The organism is Nocardioides hungaricus (genome assembly GCF_054782915.1).
The window spans coordinates 59,003-83,295 of the sequence record NZ_BAAGRO010000053.1 but is presented as its reverse complement, the minus strand read 5'-3'; the positions used below and the strand labels follow the sequence as shown (position 1 = coordinate 83,295).

General features: G+C 72.4%; 20 protein-coding genes and 1 tRNA gene. 9 read left to right on the top strand and 12 right to left on the bottom strand.

The features are described from left to right. The first annotated feature begins 79 nt into the window (after positions 1-79). On the top strand, positions 80-1,384 hold the full coding sequence (locus ACYVKX_RS19680) for an acetyl-CoA C-acetyltransferase (RefSeq protein ID WP_460835374.1): 1,305 nt from the start codon (positions 80-82) through the stop codon (positions 1,382-1,384). An 85-nt stretch (positions 1,385-1,469) separates the two neighbouring features. On the opposite strand, the gene ACYVKX_RS19675 is transcribed toward ACYVKX_RS19680, so the two are convergent. Then, complete coding sequence (locus ACYVKX_RS19675; protein ID WP_460835373.1) at positions 1,470-2,147, bottom strand: TetR/AcrR family transcriptional regulator; 678 nt, start codon at positions 2,145-2,147, stop codon at positions 1,470-1,472. 162 nt (positions 2,148-2,309) lie between these two features. Further along, a complete protein-coding gene (locus ACYVKX_RS19670; protein WP_460835372.1) occupies positions 2,310-2,837 on the bottom strand; it encodes a YbhB/YbcL family Raf kinase inhibitor-like protein in 528 nt (175 codons plus the stop codon). Between the two features lie 70 nt (positions 2,838-2,907). On the opposite strand from ACYVKX_RS19670, the gene cobA reads away from it, so the two are divergent. Together cobA and ACYVKX_RS19660 are read left to right on the top strand one after the other, a co-directional pair. Beyond that, the gene (gene cobA, locus ACYVKX_RS19665; RefSeq protein WP_460835371.1) at positions 2,908-4,131 is read left to right on the top strand and encodes a uroporphyrinogen-III C-methyltransferase; all 1,224 of its coding nucleotides are present in this window, start codon (positions 2,908-2,910) and stop codon (positions 4,129-4,131) included. Further along, positions 4,131-4,934 (top strand): TrmH family RNA methyltransferase, encoded by an 804-nt coding sequence (locus ACYVKX_RS19660; protein WP_460835370.1) that lies wholly within the window; start codon positions 4,131-4,133, stop codon positions 4,932-4,934. Before cobA ends, ACYVKX_RS19660 begins: the two co-directional genes overlap by 1 nt. A 92-nt stretch (positions 4,935-5,026) precedes the next feature. Here the strand turns inward: ACYVKX_RS19660 and ACYVKX_RS19655 are convergent, their stop codons facing one another. Both ACYVKX_RS19655 and def read right to left on the bottom strand, forming a co-directional pair. After that, the gene (locus ACYVKX_RS19655; protein WP_460835369.1) at positions 5,027-6,154 is read right to left on the bottom strand and encodes a magnesium and cobalt transport protein CorA; all 1,128 of its coding nucleotides are present in this window, start codon (positions 6,152-6,154) and stop codon (positions 5,027-5,029) included. Positions 6,155-6,176: 22 nt separating this feature from the next. Beyond that, entirely contained in the window at positions 6,177-6,752 is a 576-nt protein-coding gene (def, locus tag ACYVKX_RS19650) for a peptide deformylase (protein WP_460835368.1), read from the bottom strand. A gap of 73 nt (positions 6,753-6,825) precedes the next feature. Between def and ACYVKX_RS19645 the strand changes: the two genes are divergently transcribed. Together ACYVKX_RS19645 and ACYVKX_RS19640 are read left to right on the top strand one after the other, a co-directional pair. Continuing rightward, complete coding sequence (locus tag ACYVKX_RS19645; protein ID WP_460835367.1) at positions 6,826-8,217, top strand: acyl-CoA dehydrogenase family protein; 1,392 nt, start codon at positions 6,826-6,828, stop codon at positions 8,215-8,217. Next, the gene (locus ACYVKX_RS19640) at positions 8,217-9,431 is read left to right on the top strand and encodes an acyl-CoA dehydrogenase family protein (protein ID WP_460835366.1); all 1,215 of its coding nucleotides are present in this window, start codon (positions 8,217-8,219) and stop codon (positions 9,429-9,431) included. The genes ACYVKX_RS19645 and ACYVKX_RS19640 overlap by 1 nt, the downstream gene beginning before the upstream one ends. A gap of 38 nt (positions 9,432-9,469) precedes the next feature. Here ACYVKX_RS19640 and ACYVKX_RS19635 read toward each other — a convergent pair whose 3' ends face one another. Continuing rightward, positions 9,470-9,853, bottom strand: coding sequence for a hypothetical protein (locus ACYVKX_RS19635; protein WP_460835365.1), 384 nt, complete (start codon positions 9,851-9,853; stop codon positions 9,470-9,472). Between the two features lie 47 nt (positions 9,854-9,900). Between ACYVKX_RS19635 and ACYVKX_RS19630 the strand changes: the two genes are divergently transcribed. After that, positions 9,901-11,229: a DUF2252 domain-containing protein gene (locus ACYVKX_RS19630; RefSeq protein ID WP_460835364.1), complete on the top strand. Its 1,329-nt coding sequence runs from the start codon at positions 9,901-9,903 to the stop codon at positions 11,227-11,229. Between the two features lie 75 nt (positions 11,230-11,304). Here the strand turns inward: ACYVKX_RS19630 and galK are convergent, their stop codons facing one another. Continuing rightward, positions 11,305-12,459 carry a galactokinase gene (gene galK / locus ACYVKX_RS19625; RefSeq protein WP_460835363.1) on the bottom strand — a complete coding sequence of 385 codons (1,155 nt, stop codon included), beginning with the start codon at positions 12,457-12,459 and terminating at the stop codon, positions 11,305-11,307. A 25-nt stretch (positions 12,460-12,484) separates the two neighbouring features. Here galK and ACYVKX_RS19620 point away from each other — a divergent pair, with 25 nt between their 5' ends. Further along, complete coding sequence (locus tag ACYVKX_RS19620; protein ID WP_460835362.1) at positions 12,485-13,921, top strand: GuaB1 family IMP dehydrogenase-related protein; 1,437 nt, start codon at positions 12,485-12,487, stop codon at positions 13,919-13,921. Here the strand turns inward: ACYVKX_RS19620 and ACYVKX_RS19615 are convergent. Beyond that, positions 13,887-15,668, bottom strand: coding sequence for a BCCT family transporter (locus ACYVKX_RS19615; protein WP_460835361.1), 1,782 nt, complete (start codon positions 15,666-15,668; stop codon positions 13,887-13,889). The two genes, ACYVKX_RS19620 and ACYVKX_RS19615, sit on opposite strands and share 35 nt — an antisense overlap. A gap of 45 nt (positions 15,669-15,713) precedes the next feature. Next, the gene (locus ACYVKX_RS19610) at positions 15,714-16,307 is read right to left on the bottom strand and encodes a LysR family substrate-binding domain-containing protein (RefSeq protein WP_460835360.1); all 594 of its coding nucleotides are present in this window, start codon (positions 16,305-16,307) and stop codon (positions 15,714-15,716) included. Positions 16,308-16,570: 263 nt separating this feature from the next. Here ACYVKX_RS19610 and ACYVKX_RS19605 point away from each other — a divergent pair, with 263 nt between their 5' ends. Next, entirely contained in the window at positions 16,571-18,043 is a 1,473-nt protein-coding gene (locus ACYVKX_RS19605) for an LCP family protein (protein WP_460835359.1), read from the top strand. On the opposite strand, the gene ACYVKX_RS19600 is transcribed toward ACYVKX_RS19605, so the two are convergent. The 4 genes from ACYVKX_RS19600 to ACYVKX_RS19585 form a co-directional block, all read right to left on the bottom strand. Continuing rightward, on the bottom strand, positions 18,030-19,730 hold the full coding sequence (locus ACYVKX_RS19600) for a CHAP domain-containing protein (RefSeq protein ID WP_460835358.1): 1,701 nt from the start codon (positions 19,728-19,730) through the stop codon (positions 18,030-18,032). The two genes, ACYVKX_RS19605 and ACYVKX_RS19600, sit on opposite strands and share 14 nt — an antisense overlap. Before the next feature lie 172 nt (positions 19,731-19,902). Continuing rightward, positions 19,903-22,116 (bottom strand): catalase/peroxidase HPI, encoded by a 2,214-nt coding sequence (gene katG, locus ACYVKX_RS19595; RefSeq protein ID WP_460835357.1) that lies wholly within the window; start codon positions 22,114-22,116, stop codon positions 19,903-19,905. A gap of 22 nt (positions 22,117-22,138) precedes the next feature. Further along, a complete protein-coding gene (locus ACYVKX_RS19590) occupies positions 22,139-22,585 on the bottom strand; it encodes a Fur family transcriptional regulator (protein ID WP_460835356.1) in 447 nt (148 codons plus the stop codon). Positions 22,586-22,693: 108 nt separating this feature from the next. Then, a tRNA-Leu gene (locus ACYVKX_RS19585) sits at positions 22,694-22,779 on the bottom strand. A 91-nt stretch (positions 22,780-22,870) separates the two neighbouring features. On the opposite strand from ACYVKX_RS19585, the gene ACYVKX_RS19580 reads away from it, so the two are divergent. Further along, on the top strand, positions 22,871-24,196 hold the full coding sequence (locus ACYVKX_RS19580; RefSeq protein WP_460835355.1) for a M20/M25/M40 family metallo-hydrolase: 1,326 nt from the start codon (positions 22,871-22,873) through the stop codon (positions 24,194-24,196). Positions 24,197-24,293: the final 97 nt, after the last annotated feature.

The following is a 24,293-nucleotide window of genomic DNA, read 5'->3' as shown; positions in this document are numbered from 1 at the left end:
CGTGTAACTCAGAGTCCAGATTTCGTGATCCGGCCCTCATGTCCTTCTCCCGTTCCCTCCGCCGACGCAGGATGAACCCATGACCAGCACCCCCGGCAGCACCCGCCGTGTCGCCGTCCTCGGCGGCGACCGCACCCCCTTCGCGCGGTCCAACACCGCCTTCGCCGACGCCTCCAACCAGGAGCTGCTGACCGCCGCGATCGACGGCCTGGTGGCGCGCTTCGGGCTCGAGGGCGAGCGCCTCGGCGAGGTCGTCGCCGGCGCCGTGCTCAAGCACGCCCGCGACTTCAACCTCGCCCGCGAGGCCGTGCTCGGCTCCCGCCTCGCGCCGGAGACGCCCGCGGTCGACGTCCAGCAGGCGTGCGGCACCGGACTCCAGGCCGCGATCCAGGTCGCGAACAAGATCGCGCTCGGCACCATCGACTCGGGGCTGGCCGGCGGCACCGACACCACCTCCGACGCGCCCGTCGCGATCGGTGACCGGCTGCGCCGGAAGCTGATGAAGGTCAACGCCGCCCGCGACACCGCCGGCAAGGTCAAGGCGCTCGGCGCCATCCGCCCCGGCGACATCGGCCTGGAGATCCCGCAGAACGGCGAGCCGCGCACGCGTCTGTCCATGGGCGAGCACGCCGCGCTGACCGCGCTGGAGTGGGAGATCACCCGCGCGGACCAGGACGCGCTCGCGGCCGCCTCGCACCAGCACCTGGCGGCGGCGTACGACGCCGGCTTCCTCGACGACCAGGTCACGCCGTTGCGTGGCCTGGACCGCGACAACAACCTGCGCGCCGACTCGACCGTGGAGAGGCTCGCCACGCTCACGCCGGTCTTCGGCCGCGGCGAGGCGGCGACGATGACCGCCGGCAACTCGACCCCGCTGACCGACGGCGCGTCCGCCGTACTCCTCTCCTCGGAGGAGTGGGCCGAGGAGCGCGGCCTGTCGCCGCTGGCCTGGTTCGTGGACGCCGAGACCGCGGCCGTCGACTACGTGCACGGCGCCGAGGGCCTGTTGATGGCGCCGGCGTACGCCGTGCCGCGGCTGCTCGCCCGGCGGGGCCTGACGCTGCAGGACTTCGACTACTACGAGATCCACGAGGCGTTCGCCTCGCAGGTGCTCGCGACGCTCAAGGCGTGGGAGGACCCGATCTTCTGCCGGGAACGGCTCGGCCTGGACGCCCCGCTCGGCGCGATCGACCGGACTCGCCTCAACGTCACCGGCTCGTCGTTGGCGGCCGGCCACCCGTTCGCCGCCACCGGCGGCCGGATCGTGAACGTCGCCGCGAAGCTGCTCGCCGAGAGGGCTGCGTCAACAGGAGAGGGCGGGAGGGCGCTGATCTCGATCTGCGCGGCCGGTGGTCAGGGCGTCGTGGCGATCCTGGAGCGCTGACCGGCTGGCGCCGGGACCGTCGAGACACCCGAAACGGCCCTCCGGAAGGCGGTTCAGGGGCCAGTTCGGGTGTCTCGACGGCAGCTCAGCGAGCGGCGAGGGCCAGCGCGGAGGCGACCAGGTAGTCGCGCACCTGGTCGGCCGAGATCGTGCCGACCGTGGGGATCCCGGGGGCGGCCTCCTTTACCAGGATGCCGACCCGGGCGAGCTGGAGGGCGCCCAGGCCGCTGGCATAGAGGGTGTTCGCGAGCAGCACCGGGTCCTCGACGGTGAAGACGCCGGCGGAGACGCCGTCCTCGAGCACCTCGGTGAGCAGCGCCAGACAGGAGGAGATGCCGCGGCCGAGCCGGAACAGCGCGCTCTCGGAGATCTCGTCGAGCAGGTCGGGGCCGGTACGCCGCATCAGGGTCTGCGCGCAGTCGAGGAACGCCGGGTGGGCGACGCCGTACTCGACGAACGCGCCCACCAGCGCGCCGAGGCGCTCCCGCGGGTCGGCGCTCGACTCCGCGGCCTCGGCGAGCGCGACCCGGAGCTCCTCGAGGTAGCCGACCAGCGTGAGCGCGAACAACTCCTCCTTGCCGGTGAAGTGCCGGTAGACGATCGCCCGGTTGATGCCCACCGCCTGGGCGATGTCCTCGATCTGGGCGTCGCGCACGCCGCGCTCGTCGAAGAGGGCGCGGGTGGCGGCGATGATCTCTTGCTCACGGGCCCGGCGCCGGGCGGCGGCCGCGGTCCGCCGGCCGTCGGTCTCAGGGGTGCTCACGGTCCCATCGTATGAGCCGTGCAACTCCTAGTTGCACGGCTGTGGGACGCACGCACCTGACGCAACTGTCGTGAAATCGCCCGGTGAATCCCGGCCGAACGTCAGGGACTACCGCTCCGTCGCGCGTCCGTGATCCGACGACGAGCGCGGGCTCCCTGGTGCCTAGTGCTGGTAGGTCCCGTGGAGGATCGCGCGGCCCGCGGTCTTGAACGCCAGGTTGAACGACACCACCGCGGCGGACGCGTCGGAGTCGACGCCGAGGGTCTCCTCCCGCACCGCGTGCACGACGAAGTAGTAGCGGTGCACCTGGTCGCCCTCCGGAGGGGCGGCGCCCATGAACGCCTTCGGGCCGCCGTCGTTGCGGCACATGAACGCGTTGCCGGGCAGGTCGGCGCCCTCGGCGCCCGCACCGGCGTCGAGCGAGGTGACGTCGGCAGGCAGGTCGACCAGGACCCAGTGCCAGAAGCCGCTCGGCGTCGGGGCGTCCGGGTCGAAGCAGGTGACCGTGTAGCTCTTCGTGCCCTCGGGTGCGCCCTCCCACGTCAACTGCGGGGAGGTGTCGCCCCCGGCCGCCACCTGGTCGTCCTTCAGCGGCCGGCCGTCAGTGACGTCCGCGCTCGTGACCGTGAAGGACGGTACGGCGGGGAGCAGGTCGTAGGGGTTCGGGGTGACCGGGCGATCGAGAGTCATGACGCTCAACGTAGTCCGGAGGGTGAGCGCGCGCCACGGACGCGTCGCCCGAGGCCGCGATGATGTGCGGATGGACGCGTTCACGCCGTACCCCGCCGGCCTGCTGCTGGCCGGCCGCCGGGTGGTCGTCGTGGGCGGCGGGCACGTCGCGCAGCGGCGCGTGCCGCACCTGATCGCGGCCGGCGCGGACGTGCACGTGGTCTCGCCCGAGGTGACGCCGGCGATCGAGGGCCTCGCGCGGGGTGGCGAGGCGACGTGGCACGCGCGCGGGTTCGAGCCCGCGGACCTCGACGAGGCCTGGTACGTCATCGCCGCCACCGACGACCGGGCGGTCAACGAGGCCGTGTCGGAGGCGGCGGAGGTACGCCGGATCTTCTGCGTGCGCTCCGACGACGCGACCCGGGCCTCGGCGTGGACGCCGGCGGTCGGGCGGCACGCGGGCGTCACGGTCGCGGTGCTCGGCCAGCGGGAGCCGCAGCGCTCGGCCACGGTGCGCGACGAGATCCTGGAGGGCCTGCGTGAGGGCACGATCGCAGCCCGCCACCAGCGCGACCGCACGCCCGGCGTCGTCCTGGTCGGTGGCGGCCCCGGCGATCCGGAGCTGATGTCGGTCGCCGGGCGCAAGGCGCTGATGGAGGCCGACGTGGTCGTCGCCGACCGGCTGGCCCCGCGCGAGCTGCTGGGCGAGCTGCCCGCCGACGTGGAGCTGGTCGACGTCGCCAAACTGCCCCGGGGTCGGTCGGCCCAGCAGGAGGAGATCAACCGGATCATCGTGGCGCGCGCGCTCGAGGGGAAGCGCGTGGTCCGGTTCAAGGGCGGCGACAGCTTCGTGTTCGGCCGCGGCTACGAGGAGGTGCTGGCCTGCCGCGAGGCCGGCGTGCCGGTGACCGTGGTCCCGGGGCTGAGCAGCCCGATCGCCGTACCGGGCGTGGTCGGCATCCCCGTGACCCACCGCGGGGTCGCGCACGAGTTCACCGTGGTCTCCGGGCACCTGCCGCCAGGCCACCCCGAGTCGCTCGTCGACTGGCCCGCGCTGGGAGCGCTCCGCGGGACGGTGGTGCTGATGATGGCCGTCGAGAACGCGCCCGCGATCGCGGCGGCGCTGATCGCCGGGGGCCGCGCGCCGGACTGTCCCGTCGCGGTCGTCTGCGACGGGACGATGCCGGGGCAGCGGACGGTGCTCGCGACCCTGGGCACGCTCGCCGACCGGCTGGCCGCGGAGGCGGTGCGGCCGCCGGCGATCATCGTGGTGGGCCCGGTGGTGGCCGTGGCGCATCCGGAGCACTTCGCCTGATGGCCGCCCTCGTCGAGATCAGCGACCCCGCGGATCCCCGGCTCGCCGACTACCGCGACCTGCGCGACGTCGAGCTGCGCAAGCACCTCGAGGCGGAGCACGGGCTGTTCCTGGCCGAGGGTGAGAAGGTCGTCCGCCGCGCGGTCGCGGCCGGCTTCACGCCGCGATCGTTCCTGATAGCCCCGCGCTGGCTCGACGGGCTCGCCGTCGAGCTGTCCTCCACGGCCGCGCCCTGCTACGTCGTGAGCGAGGCGCTGGCCGAGGAGGTCACCGGGTTCCATGTCCATCGCGGCGCCCTGGCGTCGCTGGAGCGGCGGCCGCTGCCGTCCGTCCCGTCCGTGGTCGCGGGGGCGCGGTCCGTCCTGGTGCTCGAGGACATCGTCGACCACACCAACGTCGGCGCGATCTTCCGCTGCGGCGCCGCGTTCGGCTTCGACGCCGTCCTCCTCGCGCCGCGCTGCGCCGATCCGCTGTACCGGCGCTCGATCAAGGTCGGCATGGGCGCGGTCTTCACGACGCCGTGGACCCGCCTCCCGGACTGGTACGACGCCCTGCCCGCCCTCTCCGCGCTCGGCTTCGCCACCGTCGCCCTGACGCTCGCGCCGGACGCCGTACCCGTCGAGGACGCCGTCGCCGGCCTCGACCGGGTCGCCCTCGTGCTCGGCTCCGAGGGTCACGGCCTGTCGCCCCGCTGGGAGCGGTCCGCCGACCGCCGCGCGATCATCCCGATGACCCCCGGCGTCGACTCGCTCAACGTCGCCGCCGCGGCCGCCGTCGCCTGCTACCTGACGGCTCGCCGTTGACGTCGCGGTTTGGTCACCAACCGCAACATTTCGGCCCGAAATCATGCGGTTGGTGACCAAACCGCATCAACCAACCGGTTGCGGACGGCAGCTCAGATCCACCTGCGGCGCTTGAAGATGCGCCAGAGCGTGACGCTGACGAGCACCATGAGGCCGAGCGCGTAGGGGTAGCCGGCGGCCCACTGCAGCTCGGGCATGCTCTCGAAGTTCATCCCGTAGACCGTGCCGACGAGGGTCGGGGCGAACAGGATCGCCGCCCAGGCGGAGATCCGCTTCACGTCGTCGTTCTGCTCGATGCTCGCCTCGGACAGCGCCCGCATCTCCTCGTTCTGACGCTGGGCGACGAGGGTCGCGTTCACGGTGAGGATGTCGCGGAGCAGCTGCCGGAAGCCGTCGACCTGCTCGATCACCTGGGTGAGGTGGTCCTCGACGTCGCGCAGGTAGCGCTGGAGCTCGTCGTCGGTACCGTACTTCGCGAAGCCGGCGGACAGGCTGCGCAGCACCGTCGCGAGCGGGCGGGTGGCGCGTTGGAACTCGATCACCTCGCGGGTGAGCTCGTAGATGCGCCGCGAGACGCCGGGATCGCTGCCGAACACCTCGGTCTCGATCTCGTCGATGTCGTTCTCGAGGCCGGCGACGACCGGCGCGTAGCCGTCGACGATCCGGTCGAGGATCGCGTAGAGGATCGCCTCGGGGCCGAGCGCGAGCAGGCCGGGGTCCGACTCCAGCCGGCGGCGTACGGCGGACAGGTCGGGCGCCTCGGAGTGCCGGACCGTGATCACGAAGTCGGCGCCGACGAAGACGTGCACCTCGCCGAACTCGACCTCCTCGCGGGAGTCGACGTAGTGCGCCGCGCGGAGGACGACGAACAGCGTGTCGTCGTACCGCTCCAGCTTGGGCCGCTGGTGCGCCACGATCGCGTCCTCGACGGCGAGCTCGTGCAGGTCGAACTCCTGCGCCAGCGAGCCCAGCTCGTGCTGGTCGGGCCGGTAGAGCCCGATCCAGGCGACCGAGCCCTCGTGCTCGCGCAGCGAGCGGAAGGTGTCGCCGAGCGTCGGCGGCGAGTCGACGCGGTCGCCGGCGACGTAGACGGCGCTGTCGACCATGCTCACGCGGCCCGCGATCCGCTCGACCGCGAGCGAGGCCCCCGGCGCCGCGGGGGTACGCCGGCGGACCCGCCCGGTCAGCGAGCGGATCGGCTTGAAGGTACGGTCCGACACGGCTCGGAGCGTACGCCGGGGCTCAGCCCGCGGGCCACTCCGGTGGGTACTCCGCCGCGGTCCTGTCGTGGGCCTTCTGGAGTCGCTTGCGCTGCTTGGTCGAGAGCCGGTCGCCGAAGACGGTGCCCACCGTGTGGTCGGTCTCGTGCTGGAGGCAGCGCGCGAGCAGGCCCTCGCCCTCGAACGCGACCGGCTCGCCGTCCAGCCCGGTGCCGACCACCGAGGCGAAGTCGGGCCGGGCGCACTCGACGAACGCCCCCGGGAGGGACAGGCAGCCCTCGTCGTCCTCCTCCAGGCGCCGGTCCCTGCCCTCGGGGAGGGTGACCTGGGGGTTGCAGACGACGCCGGCGACCTGCTCCCCGGACGCGTCGGGGCAGTCGAAGACGAATATCGCGACGTCCTCGCCCACCTGGCACGCGGCCAGGCCCACGCCGTCCGCGGCGTACATCGTGGCGACCAGGTCGGCGGCGAGGGCGCGCAGCGCGTCGTCGTACGCCGTCACCGGCCGCTGCGGCCGGTGCATCACGTCGGCGCCCCAGCGGGTGATCGGGCGGACCGTGCCGCCGGTGGGAAGCACTCCGCGAGACTGATCGAGCATGGGCAGGAGCCTAGTGACCGGCCCCACGGCGCCAGGCGTAGCCGATAATGTAACTCTGAGTTACATTATCGCCATGTCCTCTCTCTCAACTCTGGGCAAGAGCCTCCGGCCCGGCGGGAAGCACGGGCTGTCGTCGACGGAGACGCGTGACCCGATCGGGTACGCCGTCGCCGCGCTGAGCCGCCTGGCACAGAGCGACCTGCTGGACCGGGTCGGGCTGCGCCGGCAGGCGGAGCAGGCCGTGTTCACGACCACCCGGAGCGGGTTCAAGACGATCACCGCGGCCAGCCGGACGTTCGCGAGGGCCGGCACGAAGGGGAGGCCGGGCGTGCGGCCCGGCGCGGCGCCCCGGTCGGGCGTCTTCGACCTCACGCCGACCGAGGACGAGCAGCTGCTCGTCGACGTCGCCACCGAGCTGGCCGAAGAGGTGCTGCGGCCGGCCGCCGCGGAGGCGGACGAGGCGTGCGCGGCCCCGGAGACGGTGCTGAAGGCCGGGCTCGAGGTCGGGCTGCCGATCCTCGGTGTCCCGGAGTCGCTGGGCGGCATCTCCGAGCAGCGGTCCGCGATGGCGGGCGCGCTCGTGGCCGAGGCGCTCGCCCACGGCGACATGGGTCTCGCGGTCGCCTCGCTCGCGCCGGGTGCCGTCGCCACGGCGATCGGCCTGTGGGGGAGCGAGGCCCAGCAGCAGACCTACCTGTCGGCCTTCGCCGATGGCCAAGGAGGTGGGCAGAGCGTGCCCACCGCTGCGCTCGCGCTCGGCGAGCCGGCCGTCCTCTTCGACGTGCTCTCCCCGGCGACCACGGCGCACCGCACCGACGACGGCTTCGTGCTGAACGGCGTGAAGTCCGGTGTCGTGCGCGGGGCCAACGCCGAGCTGTTCGTCATCGGCGCCTCGCTCGACGGCGCGCCGGTGCTCTTCCTGGTCGAGTCGTCGACCCCGGGCATCGAGGTCGAGGCCGACCCGGGGATGGGCGTGCGCGCCGCGGCGCTCACGAAGCTGAGCCTCACTGACGTCACGGTGCCCGTGGACGCCGTGCTGGGGGAGACCGACGGGTCGACGTACGCCGAGTGCGTCCGGCTCTCGCGGCTCGCCTGGTGCGCGCTGGCGGTCGGCACCGGGCAGGCGGTGCTCGACCACGTGACGCCGTACGTCAAGGAGCGCGAGGCGTTCGGCGAGCCGGTGGCGCACCGGCAGTCGGTGGCCTTCATGGTCGCGGACATCGCGATCGAGCTGCAGGCGATGCGGCTGCTGACCTGGAAGGCCGCGTCCCGCGCGGCCGCCGGCAAGGACTTCGCCCGCGAGGTCGCGCTGGCCTGGAGGCTGTGCGCCGACAAGGGCATGCAGATCGGCCTGGACGGCGTGCAGCTGCTCGGCGGGCACGGGTTCGTGAAGGAGCACCCGGTGGAGCGGTGGTACCGCGACCTGCGGGCGATCGGCGTGATGGAAGGTGCGGTGCTGGTCTGATGGCGATCAATCTGGACGACCCGAGGAGGTTCCGGCCGCTGGTCGGGCAGGCCCACCAGGTCGCGATGAACATGCTGCGGCCGATCTCGCGCAAGTACGACCGGGCAGAGCACGAGTACCCCAAGGAGCTCGACCTGCTCGCCGCGATGATCGACGGGCTCTCCGAGTCCGGCGCGAGCGAGGGTGCCGGCGCCGCGGGCGTGAAGCGCTCGAGCGACGAGGACGACGGGTCCGTGAAGAACGGCGCCAACCTGGCCTCGGTCATGTCGATCGCCGAGATGTGCTGGGGCGACGTCGGGCTGCTGCTGTCGATGCCGCGCCAGGGCCTCGGCAACTCCGCGATCGCGTCGGTGGCGGACGACGAGCAGCACGAGCGCTTCGACGGCGTGTGGGCCGCGATGGCGATCACCGAGCCCGGGACCGGGTCGGACTCCGCCAACATCCGTACGACCGCCGTACTGGACGGCGATCACTACGTGCTGAACGGCGAGAAGATCTTCGTGACCGCCGGGGAGCGCTCCGACGCGGTCGTGGTGTGGGCGACGCTGGACAGGTCGCTGGGGCGCGCCGCGATCAAGTCGTTCGTGGTGCCCAAGGGCACGCCCGGGATGACCGTCGAGCGGCTCGAGCACAAGCTCGGCATCAGGGCGTCCGATACCGCCACGATCCGGTTCGAGGACTGCCGGGTGCCGGCCGAGAACCTGCTCGGCTCGCCCGAGATCGACGTCAAGCAGGGGTTCGCCGGCGCGATGGCGACCTTCGACAACACCCGGCCGCTGGTCGCCTCCATGGCGGTCGGCTGCGCCCGCGCCGCCCTCGACCTGACTCGCGAGCTGCTCTCGAAGGTCGGGGTCGAGGTCGACTACGACCGCCCGGCGCACACTCAGCACGCCGCGGCCGCGAAGCTGATCCAGATGGAGGCGGACTGGGAGGCGGCGTACCTCCTCATGCTCCAGGCGGCCTGGCTGGCCGACAACCGGCAGCCGAACTCGTTGGAGGCCTCGATGGCCAAGGCGAAGGCCGGGCGAGTCGGCTCCGACATCACGCTCTCGTGCGTCGAGCTCGCCGGGTCGGTGGGCTACAGCGAGGGCGAGCTGCTGGAGAAGTGGGCGCGCGACTCGAAGATCCTCGACATCTTCGAGGGCACCCAGCAGATCCAGCAGTTGATCGTGGCCCGGCGGGTGCTCGGGCTGACCAGCGCCGAGCTGAAGTAGCTGAAGTAGTCGGGGGTCCGCTCGAGGTCAGCTCGAGGTCAGTCCGCCTTCTTCTGCGGGGGCAGCTTCCCGCTCGGGGTTGACCTCTTCGCCGGCGCCTTTCTGGCGGGGGCCTTCTTGGCCGGCGCCTTCTTCGCGGCGACGCGGGCGACGTCGGTCGGCTTCGGCGCCGCCCTCATCTCCGGCTCGGGCTCGGGGGTGCGGACCGGTGCCGGGGCCGACGGAGGCCGCGGCGTACCACCGCCCAGACGCGAGCGGACGGTCCGGGTGACCTGTCCGGCGACCCCCTCGGCGACCTTCTCGGCGACGGAGCGGCCGAGGGCGAGGGCGCCCCGGGCCGTGCCGACCGGGTCCTTGGCGACACCGCGCACGGTGCCGACGACGGTCTCCTGGAGCTTGTCGAGAGCGCTCTTGCTGGCCATGGTGGCGATTGAAGCATGCGACCGAAGCCGTCGGGCATGCTCGGTCCATGCCAGACTCCCGGCTCTCCCGCGCCCGAGCGGATCAGATCGTGCAGGTGCTCGACGACGCGTTCGCGCCCCTGATGACCGCCGACCCGGTCGCCTTCCGCGGCAAGTACCGCACGATGGCGTCCCACCCGCACGCGTTCTACCGCGGCACGGCGTGCCTGTACTACGCCGACGTGACCGCCGCCGAGGATCCGTTCTGCGACGACCGCAGCGGCCGGATCTGGATCCACGGCGACCTGCACGTCGAGAACTTCGGCACCTACCTCAACTCCGACGGCCGGCTGGTCTTCGACATCAACGACTTCGACGAGGCGTATCTGGGTCGGTTCACGTGGGACCTCCAGCGGTTCGCGGCCTCCCTCGCCCTCGTCGGCTGGCAGAAGGCGCTCCCCGAGGAGGACGTGCGCCGGCTGATCGGCCGCTACCTACGCGCCTACCTGTCGCAGGTCGACGACTACCGCCGCTCCGAGGGCGACGACTACGCGCTGCGCCTCGACAACACGACCGGGCCGATCCACGCGGCACTCGTGGCGGCGCGGCTGCGACGGCGGGCCGACCGCCTCGACGCGATGACCACGATCGTCGACGGCACCCGGATGTTCTCCGCCGGGGCCGGCGTGCGCCGGCTCGGCAGCCGCGAGCGGGCGCAGGTGGTGCGGGCGTTCGAGGCCTACCTCGACACGATCCCGCCGACCAAGCGCTTCGACCGCGAGCTCTTCTACGAGCTGCGCGACGTCGTCGGGCGGAGCGGGTTCGGCATCGGCAGTGCCGGGCTGCCGGCGTACAACCTCCTCGTCGAGGGGTTCAGTCAGGCGCTCGACAACGACGTCGTGCTCACGATGAAGCAGGCGAACGTCCCGGCGGTGAGCCGGTTCGTGGACAGCCGGGACGTCGAGCGGTACTTCGAGCACGAGGGCCACCGCACCGTCGTCAGCCAGCGCGCTCTCCAGGTCCACACGGACCCGCTGCTCGGGCACACGTCGCTCGACGGGGTCGGGTACGTCGTCGCCGAGCTGTCGCCGTACGAGGTCGACCTGAACTGGGCGGGCCTCACCGAGCCCGGCGGCCCCGACGGCATCGCGTCGGTCGTCGACCAGCTCGGCCGCGCCACCGCCAAGATCCACTGCGCGTCCGACGAGGACAGCGACCAGGACCTGGTCGACTTCCAGGTCGAGGACGCGATCGCGGCGTGCGTCGACCGGCGGCGGCGCGAGTTCACCGCCTGGGTCACCGACTTCGGGATCTCCTACGCCGACCGGGTCCGCTCGGACCACGCGCTGTTCGTCGACGCGTTCCGTGAGGGCCGGATCGGGGTGTCCGCGACGTAGCGGAAGGACGCGGATTGGTCACCAACCGCAACAATTCCGCCCGAAATCATGCGGTTGGTGACCAATCCGCATACCTCAGTCGACCAGGGCGGCCCGGCCGGAGGGCTCGGCGAGGAGGTGCTGGGGAGCCTCGAAGCCTGCCGAGGCGAAGGCGGAGTCGATGGCGGCGGCGACCGACTCGACGGCCGACGTCGGCACGATCGCCACCGACGAGCCCCCGAACCCGCCGCCGGTCATCCGGGCGCCCAGGGCTCCGGCGGCGACGGCGGTGGAGACGGCCAGGTCGAGCTCGGCGCAGGAGATCTCGAAGTCGTCGCGCATGGAGGCGTGGGACTGCGCGAACACCGAGCCGACGGCGTCCCACGACCCCGCCGAGAGCGCGCCGGCCACGGCCGCCACCCGCCCGATCTCGGTGACGACGTGCCGCGCCCGCCGGCGCACGCGCTCGTCGGCGATCGAGTCGAGGTCGGCGAGCGACGCGGAGCGCAGGGAGGGGACGCCGAGGGCGGCGGCCGCGGCCGCGCAGTCCTCGCGGCGCGAGCCGTACCCGCCGTCGGTGAGCTCGTGCGAGACCCGGGTGTCGGTGACCAGCAGCGCCAGCGCGGACAGCGGCAGGTCCACCGGCCACGACTCCCCGGAGTCGAAGTCGATCAGCAGCGCCGAGCCGGACGACGCCAGCATGGCGACCGTCTGGTCCATGCCCCCGGTGGGCGCGCCCGCCACCTCCGACTCCGCGCGGACGCACGCGTCGATGACCAGGGGCCGGTCCAAAGGCACCCCCGCGACCGCGCACGCGGCGACCGCGACCGAGCACTCCAGCGCCGCGGACGACGACAGCCCGGCGCCGATCGGCACGGTCCCGTGCACCATCACGTCCACCCCCGGCACCGGCACGCCGGCGGAGCGCAGCGCCCACAGCACGCCGGCGGCGTACGCCGCCCACCCGTCCGCCGACGCCAGCGACCCGAGGGTTCCGGACCACGGGGAGGCGCCGGAGGTGCTCGAGATCCGCACGGTGTCGTCGGCCCGCGGCGCCACGGCGGCGTACGTCGCGTGGGGGAGCGCCACCGGGAGCACCAGCCCGCGGTTGTAGTCGGTGTGCTCGCCGATCAGGTTCACCCGCCCGGGCGCCCGCCCGACCACGGTCGGGGAGGACCCGAACGCCGAGGCGAAGGCCGCCGAGGTGGCGGTGGCGAGCGACGACGGGTCTCCGGGATGAACGAAAGCCACGACGTAGAACCTAGACTGGGCCGACGTGCGTTTCCTCGACGGTGTCACCCCGGCCCACGACCTGACCTACGACGACGTCTTCATGGTCCCGCGGCACTCCGCGGTCGCCAGCCGGTACGACGTCGACCTGGCCACCAGCGACGGCACCGGGGCCACGCTGCCGCTGGTCGTCGCCAACATGACCGCGATCGCGGGCAAGCGGATGGCCGAGACGGTCGCCCGCCGGGGCGGCCTCGCGGTCATCCCGCAGGACATCCCCGCGACGGTCGTCGCCGACGTGGTGCGGTTCGTGAAGTCGCGGCACCTGGTCTTCGACACCCCGATCGAGCTCGCGCCGGAGCAGACCGTCGCGGAGGCGCTCGCGCTGATCCCGAAGCGGGCGCACCGCGCCGCCGTCGTCGTGCGGGACGGCCGGCCGCTGGGCGTCGTGGCCGAGGCCGACTGCGTCGACGTCGACCGGTTCGCCCAGGTGCAGCACGTCATGCAGCCGGTCGCGGTCCTGCTGGCCGAGGACGCCGACCCGCGCGACGCGTTCGACCGGCTCGACGCCGCCCACGCGAACCTCGCGGTCGCCGTGGATGCCGACGGCCGGCTGCTCGGCGTGCTCACCCGCACCGCCGCGCTGCGGGCGACGCTCTACGATCCCGCGGTCGACGCGAGCGGCGGGCTGCGGATCGCCGCGGCGGTCGGCGTGAACGGCGACGTGGCGGCCAAGGCGACCGAGCTGCTCGACGCCGGCGTCGACTGCCTCGTCGTCGACACCGCGCACGGCCACCAGGAGCGGATGCTCGAGGCGCTGGCCGCCGTACGCGCCCTCGACCCGCAGGTCCCGATCGCCGCGGGCAACGTGGTCTCCGCCGACGGCACGCGCGCCCTCATCGAGGCGGGCGCCGACATCGTCAAGGTCGGCGTCGGCCCGGGTGCGATGTGCACCACCCGGATGATGACCGGCGTCGGCCGCCCGCAGTTCTCGGCCGTCCTGGAGTGCGCCGAGGCGGCTCGGACGCTGGGCAGGCACGTCTGGGCCGACGGCGGCGTGCGCCACCCCCGCGACGTGGCGCTCGCGCTGGCCGCCGGGGCGAGCGCGGTCATGGTCGGCTCCTGGTTCGCCGGCACCCACGAGTCGCCGGGCGACCTGATGCTCGACTCCGACGGCCGCGCCTACAAGGTGTCCTTCGGCATGGCCTCGGCCCGAGCGGTCGCGAGCCGCACGGTCGGCGAGTCGGCCTACGACCGCGCCCGCAAGGGCCTCTACGAGGAGGGCATCTCGTCGTCGCGGATGTACCTCGACCCGGCCCGCCCGGGCGTCGAGGACCTGATCGACCAGATCTGCTCCGGGGTCCGCTCGGCCTGCACGTACGCCGGCGCCACCTCGCTCGCAGAGCTCCACGAGCGGGCGGTCGTCGGCGTGCAGAGCACGGCGGGCTTCACCGAGGGTCGTCCGCTGGCGACGAGCTGGTAGCCGGGCCGGCAGCCCGGCCGGCAGCAGTCGCCGACCAGTCGGCGGAGTTCTCCGGGTCGTTGTCGACGGCGATGACGAAGTCGTCCCCGTGCGCGGTGACGCCGGTGACGACGGCCTGCTCGACCGCCTCCTCGGCGTACTTGCGCCGGACCACGAGCGGGTCGGAGCGCAGGTCCTTCACCAGGGAGACCGCGAGCCCGATCATCACCAGCACGAACGGCAGCGCCGCCACGATGGTGATGTTCTGGAGGCCGGTGAGCGCCTCGTCGCCGCCGACCAGCAGCATCACCGCCGCGACCGCACCGGTGGCGATGCCCCAGAAGATCACGGTCGGCCGCGACGGGTGCTGGGTGCCGCGCTCGGAGAGCGTGCCCATCACGATCGAGGCGGCGTCGGCGCCGGACACGAAGAAGATGCCGACCAGGACCATCACCAGGACGCTGGTCAGCGTCGCCCAGGGGAACGACTCGAGCGTCGTGAACAGCTGCGACTCCACCACGCCGCCCCCGGCGCCGGCGATGTCCGTGCCGGCCTGCTGGAGGTTGATCGCGGCGCCGCCGAAGATGCAGAACCAGGCCAGGCTGACCAGGCTCGGCACGAGCAGGACGCCGGTCACGAACTGCCGGATCGTGCGCCCGCGGGAGATGCGGGCGATGAACATCCCGACGAACGGGGTCCAGGAGATCCACCAGGCCCAGTAGAAGACCGTCCAGCTCTGCAGCCACGAGCTGGCCTCATCGCCCTCGGCACCGGTGCGGGCGGCCATCATCGGCAGGTCGCCGAGGTAGCTGCCGACCGAGGTCGGGATCAGGTTCAGGATGAAGACCGTCGGCCCGACCACGAACAGGAAGAGCGCGAGCGCCACGGCCAGCACCATGTTGATGTTCGAGAGGTACTGGATGCCCTTCGCGACGCCGGTGACCGCGGACAGGATGAACGCGACGGTGAGCACGGCGATGATCCCGACGAGGACGCCGTTGCCGACCTCGCCGACGCCGCCGACGATCTCCAGGCCGCTGCTGATCTGGAGCGCGCCGAGACCGAGCGACGCGGCCGAGCCGAACAGCGTGGCGAAGATCGCCAGCATGTCGATGACCTTGCCCCAGCCGCCCTGGGCGCGGGCGCCGATCAGCGGCTCGAACGCCGCCGAGATCAGCTGGAGCCGGCCCTTGCGGTAGACGCCGTACGCGATGGCGAGGCCGACGACCGCGTAGATCGCCCACGGGTGCAGCGTCCAGTGGAAGAGTGTCGTGCCCATCGCGTTCTGGACGGCTTCGCCACCCGACGACGCGGTGCCCACCGCGCCGGTGCCCGGGGGCGGCGTGACGAAGTGGCTGATCGGCTCGCTGACGCCGTAGAACATCAGGCCGATGCCCATGCCGGCGCTGAACATCATCGCGATCCAGGACACCGTGCGGAACTCCGGCTCCTCGTCGTCGCGGCCGAGCGGGATGTTGCCGAACCTGCTGGCGGCCAGCCAGATCACGAAGACGACGAACGCACTCGCCGTGGTCACGAAGAGCCAGCCCATGTCGTCCATCACCCAGGTCAGCGCGGTGCCGGAGGCGTCGGCGAGGCTGCCGGTGCTGATGAATCCCCAGGCGAGGAACGCGAGCGCGATCGCGGCGGTCACGCCGAAGACGAGCCGGTCGAGCCCGGGCCGGTCCGGCCGGGCCTCCTCGACGGGCCGGTCGAGCGCGGGGTGCGGGATCGGGTCGGACGTCGGGAGGCGGCGCAGTGTGGTCACGAGTACGCCATACCCACCTGTCGGAGCGGCTACCCGTGTGGAGGCTCAGCCGCGGGAGCTGCGCTCCGTCCGGCCGCGCACGATCCCGATGAACCGCTGCACCCACGGATCCTCGTTCTCCACCAGCCAGGCGAGCCCGACGGTCGTGGCCGGGAGGTCGGCGACGACCCGGTAGGTCACGTCCCTGCGGTGGTGCAGGCGCGCGATCGACATGGGTACGACGGCGACGCCGGTGCCCGAGGCGACCACCTCGACGGCGTCCCGGACCGACATGGCCGGCCAGGCGAGCTGCGCTGCGGACGGCGTCCAGCCGGACCGCTCGGGGAGCACCAGCTGCTCCTCGGCGAGATCGGCCGTGGTCACCTCGTCGGCGAGCGTGAGGAGGTGCTCGGCGCCCAGGACGGCGACCGGCAGCTCCTCGTAGAGGGGGATGCAGTGCAGCCCGTCACGGTCGATCGGCAGCCGCACGAGCGCCGTGTCGAGCGTGCCCGCGCGGACCCGCTCCTCCTGCTCGTCCTCGGCGAGCGGCACCAGCTCGAGCGGGTCGCGTGAGTAGCGCGCTCGCCACACGCGGGCCCACTTGTCCGGTGTCGCGCCGATGACGAAGCCGACGCGGAAGTGCCCGAACGCCTCGCTCAACGGCGACCCCCGCGGCCGACGGTGGGCTGCGCACCGATGATCGGGCCGGGGAGGAGCACGCCGCCGATCCTACGTCGGTGCCCTCGCCGCCCAGCGCGCGCCGCATCCTCCGTGTGGAGATCGGGCTGGCCCCGGCCGACTCCTCGATCGCGAGGCGTGGTCGCTCGGGATCGCACTCCCGGACACCCCCGAGAACGTGTTGCACCCTACCCGGGACGGTACGGCGGGTACCCTCGACCGCGACATCGGCCGGGAGGGTGCGCATGGCGACGTCGCCGCAGACGGGTGTGCCTCCAGCGCGCGCGCGGCACCGTGCCCGGGGGCGCGCGCGGACGTTCCGGCGGGCCCGATCGCTGGGTGGCGCGCTGGGCGTGACCGTGCTCGGCGCGGTGATCCCGGGGACCGGCTACCTGTGGACCCGGCGACGGCTCGGCTGGCTGGTCCTGCTGCCGTTCCTCGCCGGTCTCGGCCTGCTGGCCTACTACGCGACCGACCTGCGCAACTTCCTCGACTTCGCGTTCGACCCGACCCGGCTGCGCGTCGCGGCCGTCGTCATCGGCGCCGTGTTCCTGCTCTGGGCGTTCACGGTCGTCACGACGTACCTGATGGCCCGCCCGCTCGGCATGAGCCGGCTGGAGCAGGTCCTCGGCGCGATCGTGGTGACCCTGATGTGCGTTCTCGTCGCGCTGCCGGCGGTCCAGAGCGTGCGGATCGCCAACAGCCAGGCCAGCTTCGTGGCGACCGTCTTCGACGACGAGCAGAACGCCACCCTGCCCGAGGGCGCGACCGAGGAGGACCCCTGGGCGGGTCGCGACCGGGTGAACGTGCTGCTGCTCGGCGGCGACGGCGGTGTCGGCCGCACCGGCGTCCGCACGGACTCGGTGATCCTGCTCAGCATGGACACCCGCACCGGCCGGTCGGTGATGTTCAGCCTGCCGCGCAACATGATGAACGCGCAGTTCCCCGAGGGCAGCCCGCTCCGCGACGTCTTCCCGGACGGGTTCCGCGGCGACGGCGACCCGGGCAACTGGATGCTCAACGCCGTCTACGGCCAGGTGCCGGCGCTCTACCCCGGGATCCTCGGCGCGTCCGACAACGAGGGCGCGGACGCGATCAAGCAGGCGGTCGCGGGCTCGCTCGGCATCGACGTCGACTACTACGTGCTGATCAACCTGCTCGGCTTCCAGCAGCTCGTCGACGCGATCGGCGGGGTCACCGTGAACATCAACGAGCCGATCGCGATCAACGGCAACACCGACCTCGGCATCCCGCCGACCGGCTACCTCGAGCCCGGCCCGGACCAGCGCCTCAACGGCTTCCAGGCCCTCTGGTTCTCCCGCGGCCGCTGGGGCTCCGACGACTACGAGCGGATGGAGCGGCAGCGCTGCATGGTGAACGCGATCGTCGACGAGGCCGACCCGCTCAACGTGCTGCGCCGCTACCAGGCGCTCGCGAAGGCGGGGGAGGAGATCCTCCGCACCGACGTGCCGCGAAAGCTGATGCCCGCCTTCGTCGACCTGGCCCTGAAGGTCAAGGAGAGGAAGATGCGCTCCATCGCCTTCGTGTCCTCCGACAGGTTCTCCTCCGGCGACCCCGACTTCGCGTGGATGCAGGAGGTCGTAGCCAGGGCGCTCGCGCCCAAGCAGGGCGGCGGCCCGAAGGGCGACCCGGGCACCGCGGTCAAGGCCGACAACGCCTGCGCCTACAACCCGGAGGGTGCGGCTAGCGCACCCTGATCGGGCGCGTGGCGGCCGCGCGGGCGACCGACTCGCTGCCGGCGTACCTGACCATCAGGTTGCGCTCTCCCGGCTTCAGGCCGCGGAAGACGACCGTGGCCGTGCCGTCGCGACGGAGCTCGACCTGCTGCTTCACGCCGGCGATCCGCACGACGACCGGGCCGCTCACGGTCTCCACGCCGGGCGCGGTCACCGTGACGAGGACCTTGATCCGCTGCTTGACCCGCTCGACTCGGACCTTGAGCCTCGGCGCCGTCTTGACCCGCGTGGTCGCGGGGGAGTCGACCGAGGCCGTCGTGTAGCCGGCCCGGCTCAGCGTGACCCGGGCGGAGATGCGCGCGCCGAGGTCGAGGTTCGTGAGCTGGTACGTCGGACCGCTGGCGTTGAGCACCGGCTCGCCGTCGCGCAGCCACTGGATCGCCACGTCCGCGTCGCTCGGCTCGAAGCCGCCGGTCCGGACGGTCAGCGTCTGGCCGAGCCTCGGGGTGCCGAGCAGGCTGGGCGGCGTGGTGATCCGGAACGTGCCCGGTGCGACGGCGGCGGTCGGCGCGGTGGTCGCGGTCACCGGCTCGTAGCCGGAGCGCGACGCGGTCACGGACGCCGAGATGACCGCGCCGACGAGGTCGGGGGTCAGGGAGAGCGTGGTCGCGTCGGCGGCGACGCCCTGGATCGGCTGCCCGTCGGCGTACCACTGGACGGCGAGGCTGTCCGGCTGCGGGTCCCACGCGCCGGTGTCGAGGCTGAGCGTCTCGTCGACCCTGGCCGTGCCGGAGATCGACGGCGGCGTCGGGTTGCCGAGCTCGCCGGGCAGGATCGCCTCGGTCGGTGCCGAGGCCACGCTCTTCCTCGGGTAGCCGAGCTTGGTGGCCGTCGTCGTGACGGAGAGCGACTGTCCCAGGCGCGCCTCGGTGAGGCGGATCGTGGACTTCGTCGACTTCCGGAGCCTCGTGCCGTCGGCGAACCACTGGTACTTGACGTCGACCGCGGACGGCTTCCAGGTGCCCGTGGTCGCGCTCAGCGTGGCGCCGACCTTGGCGACGCCGGAGATCACCGGCGGGGCGGCGTTGACCATCGGGACGTCGTTGAAGTGCATGATCCCGCTCGGCCAGTTGCCGCTGCCGCGGGTGATGACGGCCCACGAGAAGTCGCCGCCCCAGCTGTCCTGGCTGACGATGAACTCGTCCTCGGAGATCACCTGCTCGATGTACGCGACGTGCCCGGCCGAGCCCGCGGGGCCGGTGTTCGCCTTCCACCAGGCGATCGCGCCGACCCGGGGGACGTCGTCGGTGATGCGCGGCATCTGGGTGCCCCAGTACGTCGCGTTGCCGGGGCCGTCCCACGGCCGGGTGTTCGGGAGCCCGCTCTTCACCATCCGGTAGGCGGCGTAGTTGGTGCAGTTGTGCCCCGCGTACATCCGCCACCACATGGTCTTGATGTTCTTCGCATAGCCGGCGTTGGAGTAGCCCTTCGCGGTGCAGTCCTTGAAGCCGTAGCAGAGGTAGGAGCTGCGCTGGTAGACCGCGCCGGGGCCGCGGTCGGGCGCCGCCTTGCCGACGACCTTCCCTACGACCGGCCGGTCGCCGTCGGCGGTCGCCGCGGACGCGGGGGCGAGCGCGACGAGGCCCGCGACCAGGGCCCCCGCGAGGGCAGCGGTCACGGGCGCGAGCAGGCGGTTCCGCAGCGACACGGATGGGAGTCTAGGGACAGATGTGCGCTTCTGGGAACATTGTGACAGAAATTGTCAAGGAATTCGCCCGGCGTGTCGGGTTAAATTACACGGATGTATTTCGCCGGTCGGGCAAGCGAAAGGCCCGGACGCGCGTGGCGTCCGGGCCCTCCAGCAGGCGGTACGACGAGCGTCAGCTCAGGTCGAACCGGTCGTTCTCCATCACCTTGACCCAGGCGGCGACGAAGTCGTGCACGAACCTCTCGCGCGCGTCGTCGCTGGCGTAGACCTCGGCGAGCGCTCGCAGCTGCGAGTTCGAGCCGAAGACGAGGTCGACCGCGGTGGCGGTCCACTTCAGGTCGCCGCTGGCGGCGTCGCGGATCTCGTAGACGTTCTCCTCCGACTCCGAGGCCCTCCACTCCGCACCGAGGGCGAGGAGGTTGGCGAAGAAGTCGTTGCTGAGCACGCCGGGGCGGTCGGTGAGGACGCCGTGCGAGGCGCCTCCGTTGCCGAGGGCGCGCAGGCCGCCGACGAGCACCGTCATCTGCGGCGCGGTGAGGCCGAGCAGATAGGCCCGGTCGACCAGCAGCGTCTCGGGCTGGAGCTTCTCGCCGGCCCGCAGATAGTTGCGGAAGCCGTCGGCCCGCGGCTCGAGCACCGCGAACGAGTCGACGTCGGTCTGCTCCTGGCTCGCGTCCGTACGGCCGGGCCGGAACGGCACGGTCACGTCCACGCCGCCGTCCCTGGCCGCCTTCTCGACCGCCGCGGAGCCGGCGAGCACGATCAGGTCGGCCAGCGACACCTGAGCACCGCCCCGGCCGTTGAACTCCGCCCGGACGCCCTCGAGCTTCTCGAGCACGGAGGCGAGCTGCTCGGGCTGGTTGACCGCCCAGCCGCGCTGCGGCTCCAGGCGGATCCGAGCGCCGTTCGCGCCACCGCGCTTGTCGGTGCTGCGGAAGGCCGCGGCCGACGCCCATGCGGTGGACACCAGCTCGGCGACCGACAGGCCCGAGTCGAGCACCGCGGCCTTGAGGGCCGCCACGTCGGCGTCGCCGATCTGCTCGCCGGTGGCCGGCGGGACCGGGTCCTGCCACAGCTGCGGCTCGGGGACCCAGGGGCCGAGGTAGCGCTCGACCGGGCCCATGTCGCGGTGCAGCAGCTTGTACCAGGCCTTGGCGAAGGCCAGCGCGAACTCGTTGGGGTTCTCCAGGAAGCGGCGCGAGATCTTCTCGTACGCCGGGTCGAACCGCAGTGCGAGGTCGCTGGTCAGCATCGTCGGCTTGCGCTTCGGCGAGTCGGCGGTCGGGCCGGGGATGATGTCCTCGGCGTCCTTGGCGACCCACTGGTGGGCACCGGCCGGGCTCTTGGAGAGCTCCCACTCGTACTTGAAGAGGATCTTGAAGAAGTCGTTGCTCCACCGGGTCGGCGTGGTGGTCCAGGTGACCTCGAGGCCGGAGGTGATCGCGTCCGCGCCCTTGCCGGAGCCGTAGGCGCTCTTCCAGCCCAGGCCCTGCTCCTCCAGCGGGGCGCCCTCCGGCTCCGGGCCCACGAGGTCGGCGTCGCCGGCGCCGTGGGTCTTGCCGAAGGTGTGGCCACCGGCGATGAGGGCGACGGTCTCCTCGTCGTTCATCGCCATCCGGGCGAAGGTGTCGCGGATGTCGCGGGCGGAGGCCAGCGGGTCCGGGTTGCCGTTCGGGCCCTCGGGGTTGACGTAGATCAGGCCCATCTGGACCGCGCCGAGCGGGTCGGACAGCTCGCGGTCGCCGCTGTAGCGCTCGTCGCCGAGCCAGGTGTCCTCCTGGCCCCAGAAGATCTCCTCCGGCTCCCAGACGTCCTCGCGGCCGAAGCCGAAGCCGAACGTCGTGAAGCCCATGTCCTCCAGTGCGACGTTGCCGGCGAGGACGAGCAGGTCGGCCCACGAGATCTTCTGGCCGTACTTCTGCTTGACCGGCCACAGCAGGCGGCGAGCCTTGTCGAGGTTGCCGTTGTCCGGCCAGCTGTTGAGCGGCGCGAACCGCTGGGCGCCGTCGCCGGCGCCGCCGCGGCCGTCGTGGATCCGGTAGGTGCCGGCGGCGTGCCAGCTCAGCCGGATCATCAGGCCGCCGTAGTGGCCGAAGTCGGCCGGCCACCAGTCCTGGGAGGTGTTGAGGACCTCGACGACGTCGCGACGCAGCGCGGCGAGGTCGAGCTTGGCGAACTCGGCGGCGTAGTCGAAGTCCGCGCCGAGCGGGTTGCCCGCTGACGAGTGCGCGTGCAGCACCGACAGGTCGAGCTGGTTGGGCCACCAGTCCTGGTTGGTGCGGGGGCGGCCGCCGGTCTTGGGGGTCGGCGAGTCGATCGCCGGGTTCTCGCTCTCGCTGCCGCTGTGGGCGACGGGGCAGCCGCTGGGGTCCTGGTTCTCGGACATGTTCAACCTTTCGAACAGACGATCATTGGGTGACAGTGCGGGTGACGGGGCTGGTGGAGCAGGCGGGGCACAGGCCCCAGTAGATGACCTCCGCCTCGTCGATCGTGAAGCCGTGGTCGTCGGACGCGGTCAGGCACGGGGTGTGGCCGACGGCGCAGTCGACGTCGGCGATCGCGCCGCAGGAGCGGCACACGATGTGGTGGTGGTTGTCGCCGACGCGCGACTCGTAGCGGGCCACGGCGCCCGACGGCTGGATGCGGCGCACCAGCCCGGCCGTCGTCAGGGCCCGCAGCACGTCGTACACGGCCTGGTGGGAGAGGTCCCCCAGCTCGGCGCGGGCGGCGCCGATGATCGACTCGGTGTCGGCGTGGGCGAGCCGGTGCACCGCGGCCAGGACGGCGAGCCGGGGACGCGTGACCCGCAGGTCCGCGTCGCGGAGCATCTGCTCGAGGTCGGCCGTGGTGGGCATGGGGACACCCTGCCGCAGATTCTTGAACGATTCAAGAAGAGACGCGCCGGAGAAGCGAAAAGGCCCCGCATCCTACGAGGCCCTCCGGTGCTGCCGGTGTGTTGTCGGTGTCCGAGGGGGGACTTGAACCCCCACGCCCTAATACGGGCACTAGCACCTCAAGCTAGCGCGTCTGCCAATTCCGCCACCCGGACGAGTGCGGGTGGAACATTAGCAAAGGGTGGACCGAAGCCCCGCATCGGCGCCACCCCCTCCGGGCGGCGCTCGCGGTGACATGCTGGGGCCATGACGGACGCCCTGTCGAACCCGCCGCCGGACCCCGCTGCCGAGGTCGTCGACCTGTGCCGCGAGCTGATCCGGATCGACACCTCCAACTACGGCGACCAGGAGGGTCCGGGGGAGCGGAAGGCCGCCGAGTACGTCGCCGGGCTGCTCGACGAGGTGGGCATCTCCTCGGACCTCTACGAGTCCTCGCCGGGCCGTACGTCGGTCGTCGCGCAGTGGGGCGGTTCGGGCGGTTCCCGGTCGGACGGCCTGCTGCTGCACGGCCACCTCGACGTCGTGCCCGCCGCGGCCGAGGACTGGCAGGTCGACCCGTTCTCGGGTGAGATCCAGGACGGCCACGTCTGGGGCCGGGGCGCGGTCGACATGAAGGACTACGACGCGATGCTGCTGTCCGTCGTACGCGCCCGGCAGCGGACGGGGCGCGTGCCGGAGCGGCCGATCACGCTGTGCTTCACGGCCGACGAGGAGGCGGGTGGCCACCTGGGCGCGCAGGTGCTCGTCGAGCAGCATGCCGACCGGTTCGCGGACTGCACGGAGGCGGTCGGGGAGGTCGGCGGCTTCAGCGCCACGGTGCGCGGGCGCCGGATCTACCTGGTCGAGGCGGCCGAGAAGGGCATGGCCTGGATGCGGCTGACCGCCCGCGGTCGCGCCGGGCACGGCTCGATGGTCAACCGGGAGAACGCGGTCACCTCGCTCGCCTCGGCCGTCGCCCGGATCGGCGCCCACGAGTGGCCGGTGCGGCTCACGCCCGCGATGCGCACGCTGCTCGCCGCGGTCGGCGAGCTCGCCGGCGAGGAGGCGACGCCGGAGAACGCCGAGGCGCTGGTGGCCGAGTTCGGCGGCGCCGCGAGGATGCTGGGCGCGGTCATCCGCAACACCGCGAACCCCACCATGCTCGGCGCCGGCTACAAGGTGAACGTGATCCCCACCGAGGCGACCGCCCACGTCGACGGCCGGTTCCTGCCCGGCTACGAGGACGAGTTCTTCGCGACCCTCGCGTCGCTGGTGGGCGAGGACATCGAGATCGACTTCGTCAGCCACCAGCAGCCGTGGGATACGCCGTACGAGGGCGACCTCGTCGACGCGATGACCCGGTCGCTCCTGGCCGAGGACGAGGACGCGATCGTGGCGCCGTACCTGATGAGCGGCGGCACCGACGCCAAGCACTTCCGCAGGCTCGGCATGCGCTCCTACGGCTTCGCCCCACTGCGCCTGCCCGCCGACCTCGACTTCACCGCACTCTTCCACGGCGTCGACGAGCGGGTCCCGGTCGACGCCCTCGAGTTCGGTGCGCGGGTGTTCGACCGGTTCCTGGACGAGGTCTAGCAACTCGTTCGGGGGTCGCGGTTTGGTCACCAACCGCAGACTTCTGGCCCGAAATGTTGCGGTTGGTGACCAAACCACGTCCCGAAGAGCAGTTATG

Excerpts from the sequence above, each read along its gene's own strand:
- ACYVKX_RS19630 (WP_460835364.1), top strand. The coding sequence starts at position 9,901 with ATGCCAGACTCCCGGCTCTCCCGCGCCCGAGCGGATCAGATCGTGCAG.
- ACYVKX_RS19605 (WP_460835359.1), top strand. The coding sequence starts at position 16,571 with ATGGCGACGTCGCCGCAGACGGGTGTGCCTCCAGCGCGCGCGCGGCAC.
- def (WP_460835368.1), bottom strand. The coding sequence starts at position 6,752 with ATGCTCGATCAGTCTCGCGGAGTGCTTCCCACCGGCGGCACGGTCCGC.
- ACYVKX_RS19645 (WP_460835367.1), top strand. The coding sequence starts at position 6,826 with ATGTCCTCTCTCTCAACTCTGGGCAAGAGCCTCCGGCCCGGCGGGAAG.
- cobA (WP_460835371.1), top strand. The coding sequence starts at position 2,908 with ATGGACGCGTTCACGCCGTACCCCGCCGGCCTGCTGCTGGCCGGCCGC.
- ACYVKX_RS19640 (WP_460835366.1), top strand. The coding sequence starts at position 8,217 with ATGGCGATCAATCTGGACGACCCGAGGAGGTTCCGGCCGCTGGTCGGG.
- ACYVKX_RS19590 (WP_460835356.1), bottom strand. The coding sequence starts at position 22,585 with ATGCCCACCACGGCCGACCTCGAGCAGATGCTCCGCGACGCGGACCTG.
- ACYVKX_RS19635 (WP_460835365.1), bottom strand. The coding sequence starts at position 9,853 with ATGGCCAGCAAGAGCGCTCTCGACAAGCTCCAGGAGACCGTCGTCGGC.
- ACYVKX_RS19580 (WP_460835355.1), top strand. The coding sequence starts at position 22,871 with ATGACGGACGCCCTGTCGAACCCGCCGCCGGACCCCGCTGCCGAGGTC.
- ACYVKX_RS19660 (WP_460835370.1), top strand. The coding sequence starts at position 4,131 with ATGGCCGCCCTCGTCGAGATCAGCGACCCCGCGGATCCCCGGCTCGCC.
- katG (WP_460835357.1), bottom strand. The coding sequence starts at position 22,116 with ATGTCCGAGAACCAGGACCCCAGCGGCTGCCCCGTCGCCCACAGCGGC.
- ACYVKX_RS19670 (WP_460835372.1), bottom strand. The coding sequence starts at position 2,837 with ATGACTCTCGATCGCCCGGTCACCCCGAACCCCTACGACCTGCTCCCC.
- ACYVKX_RS19680 (WP_460835374.1), top strand. The coding sequence starts at position 80 with ATGACCAGCACCCCCGGCAGCACCCGCCGTGTCGCCGTCCTCGGCGGC.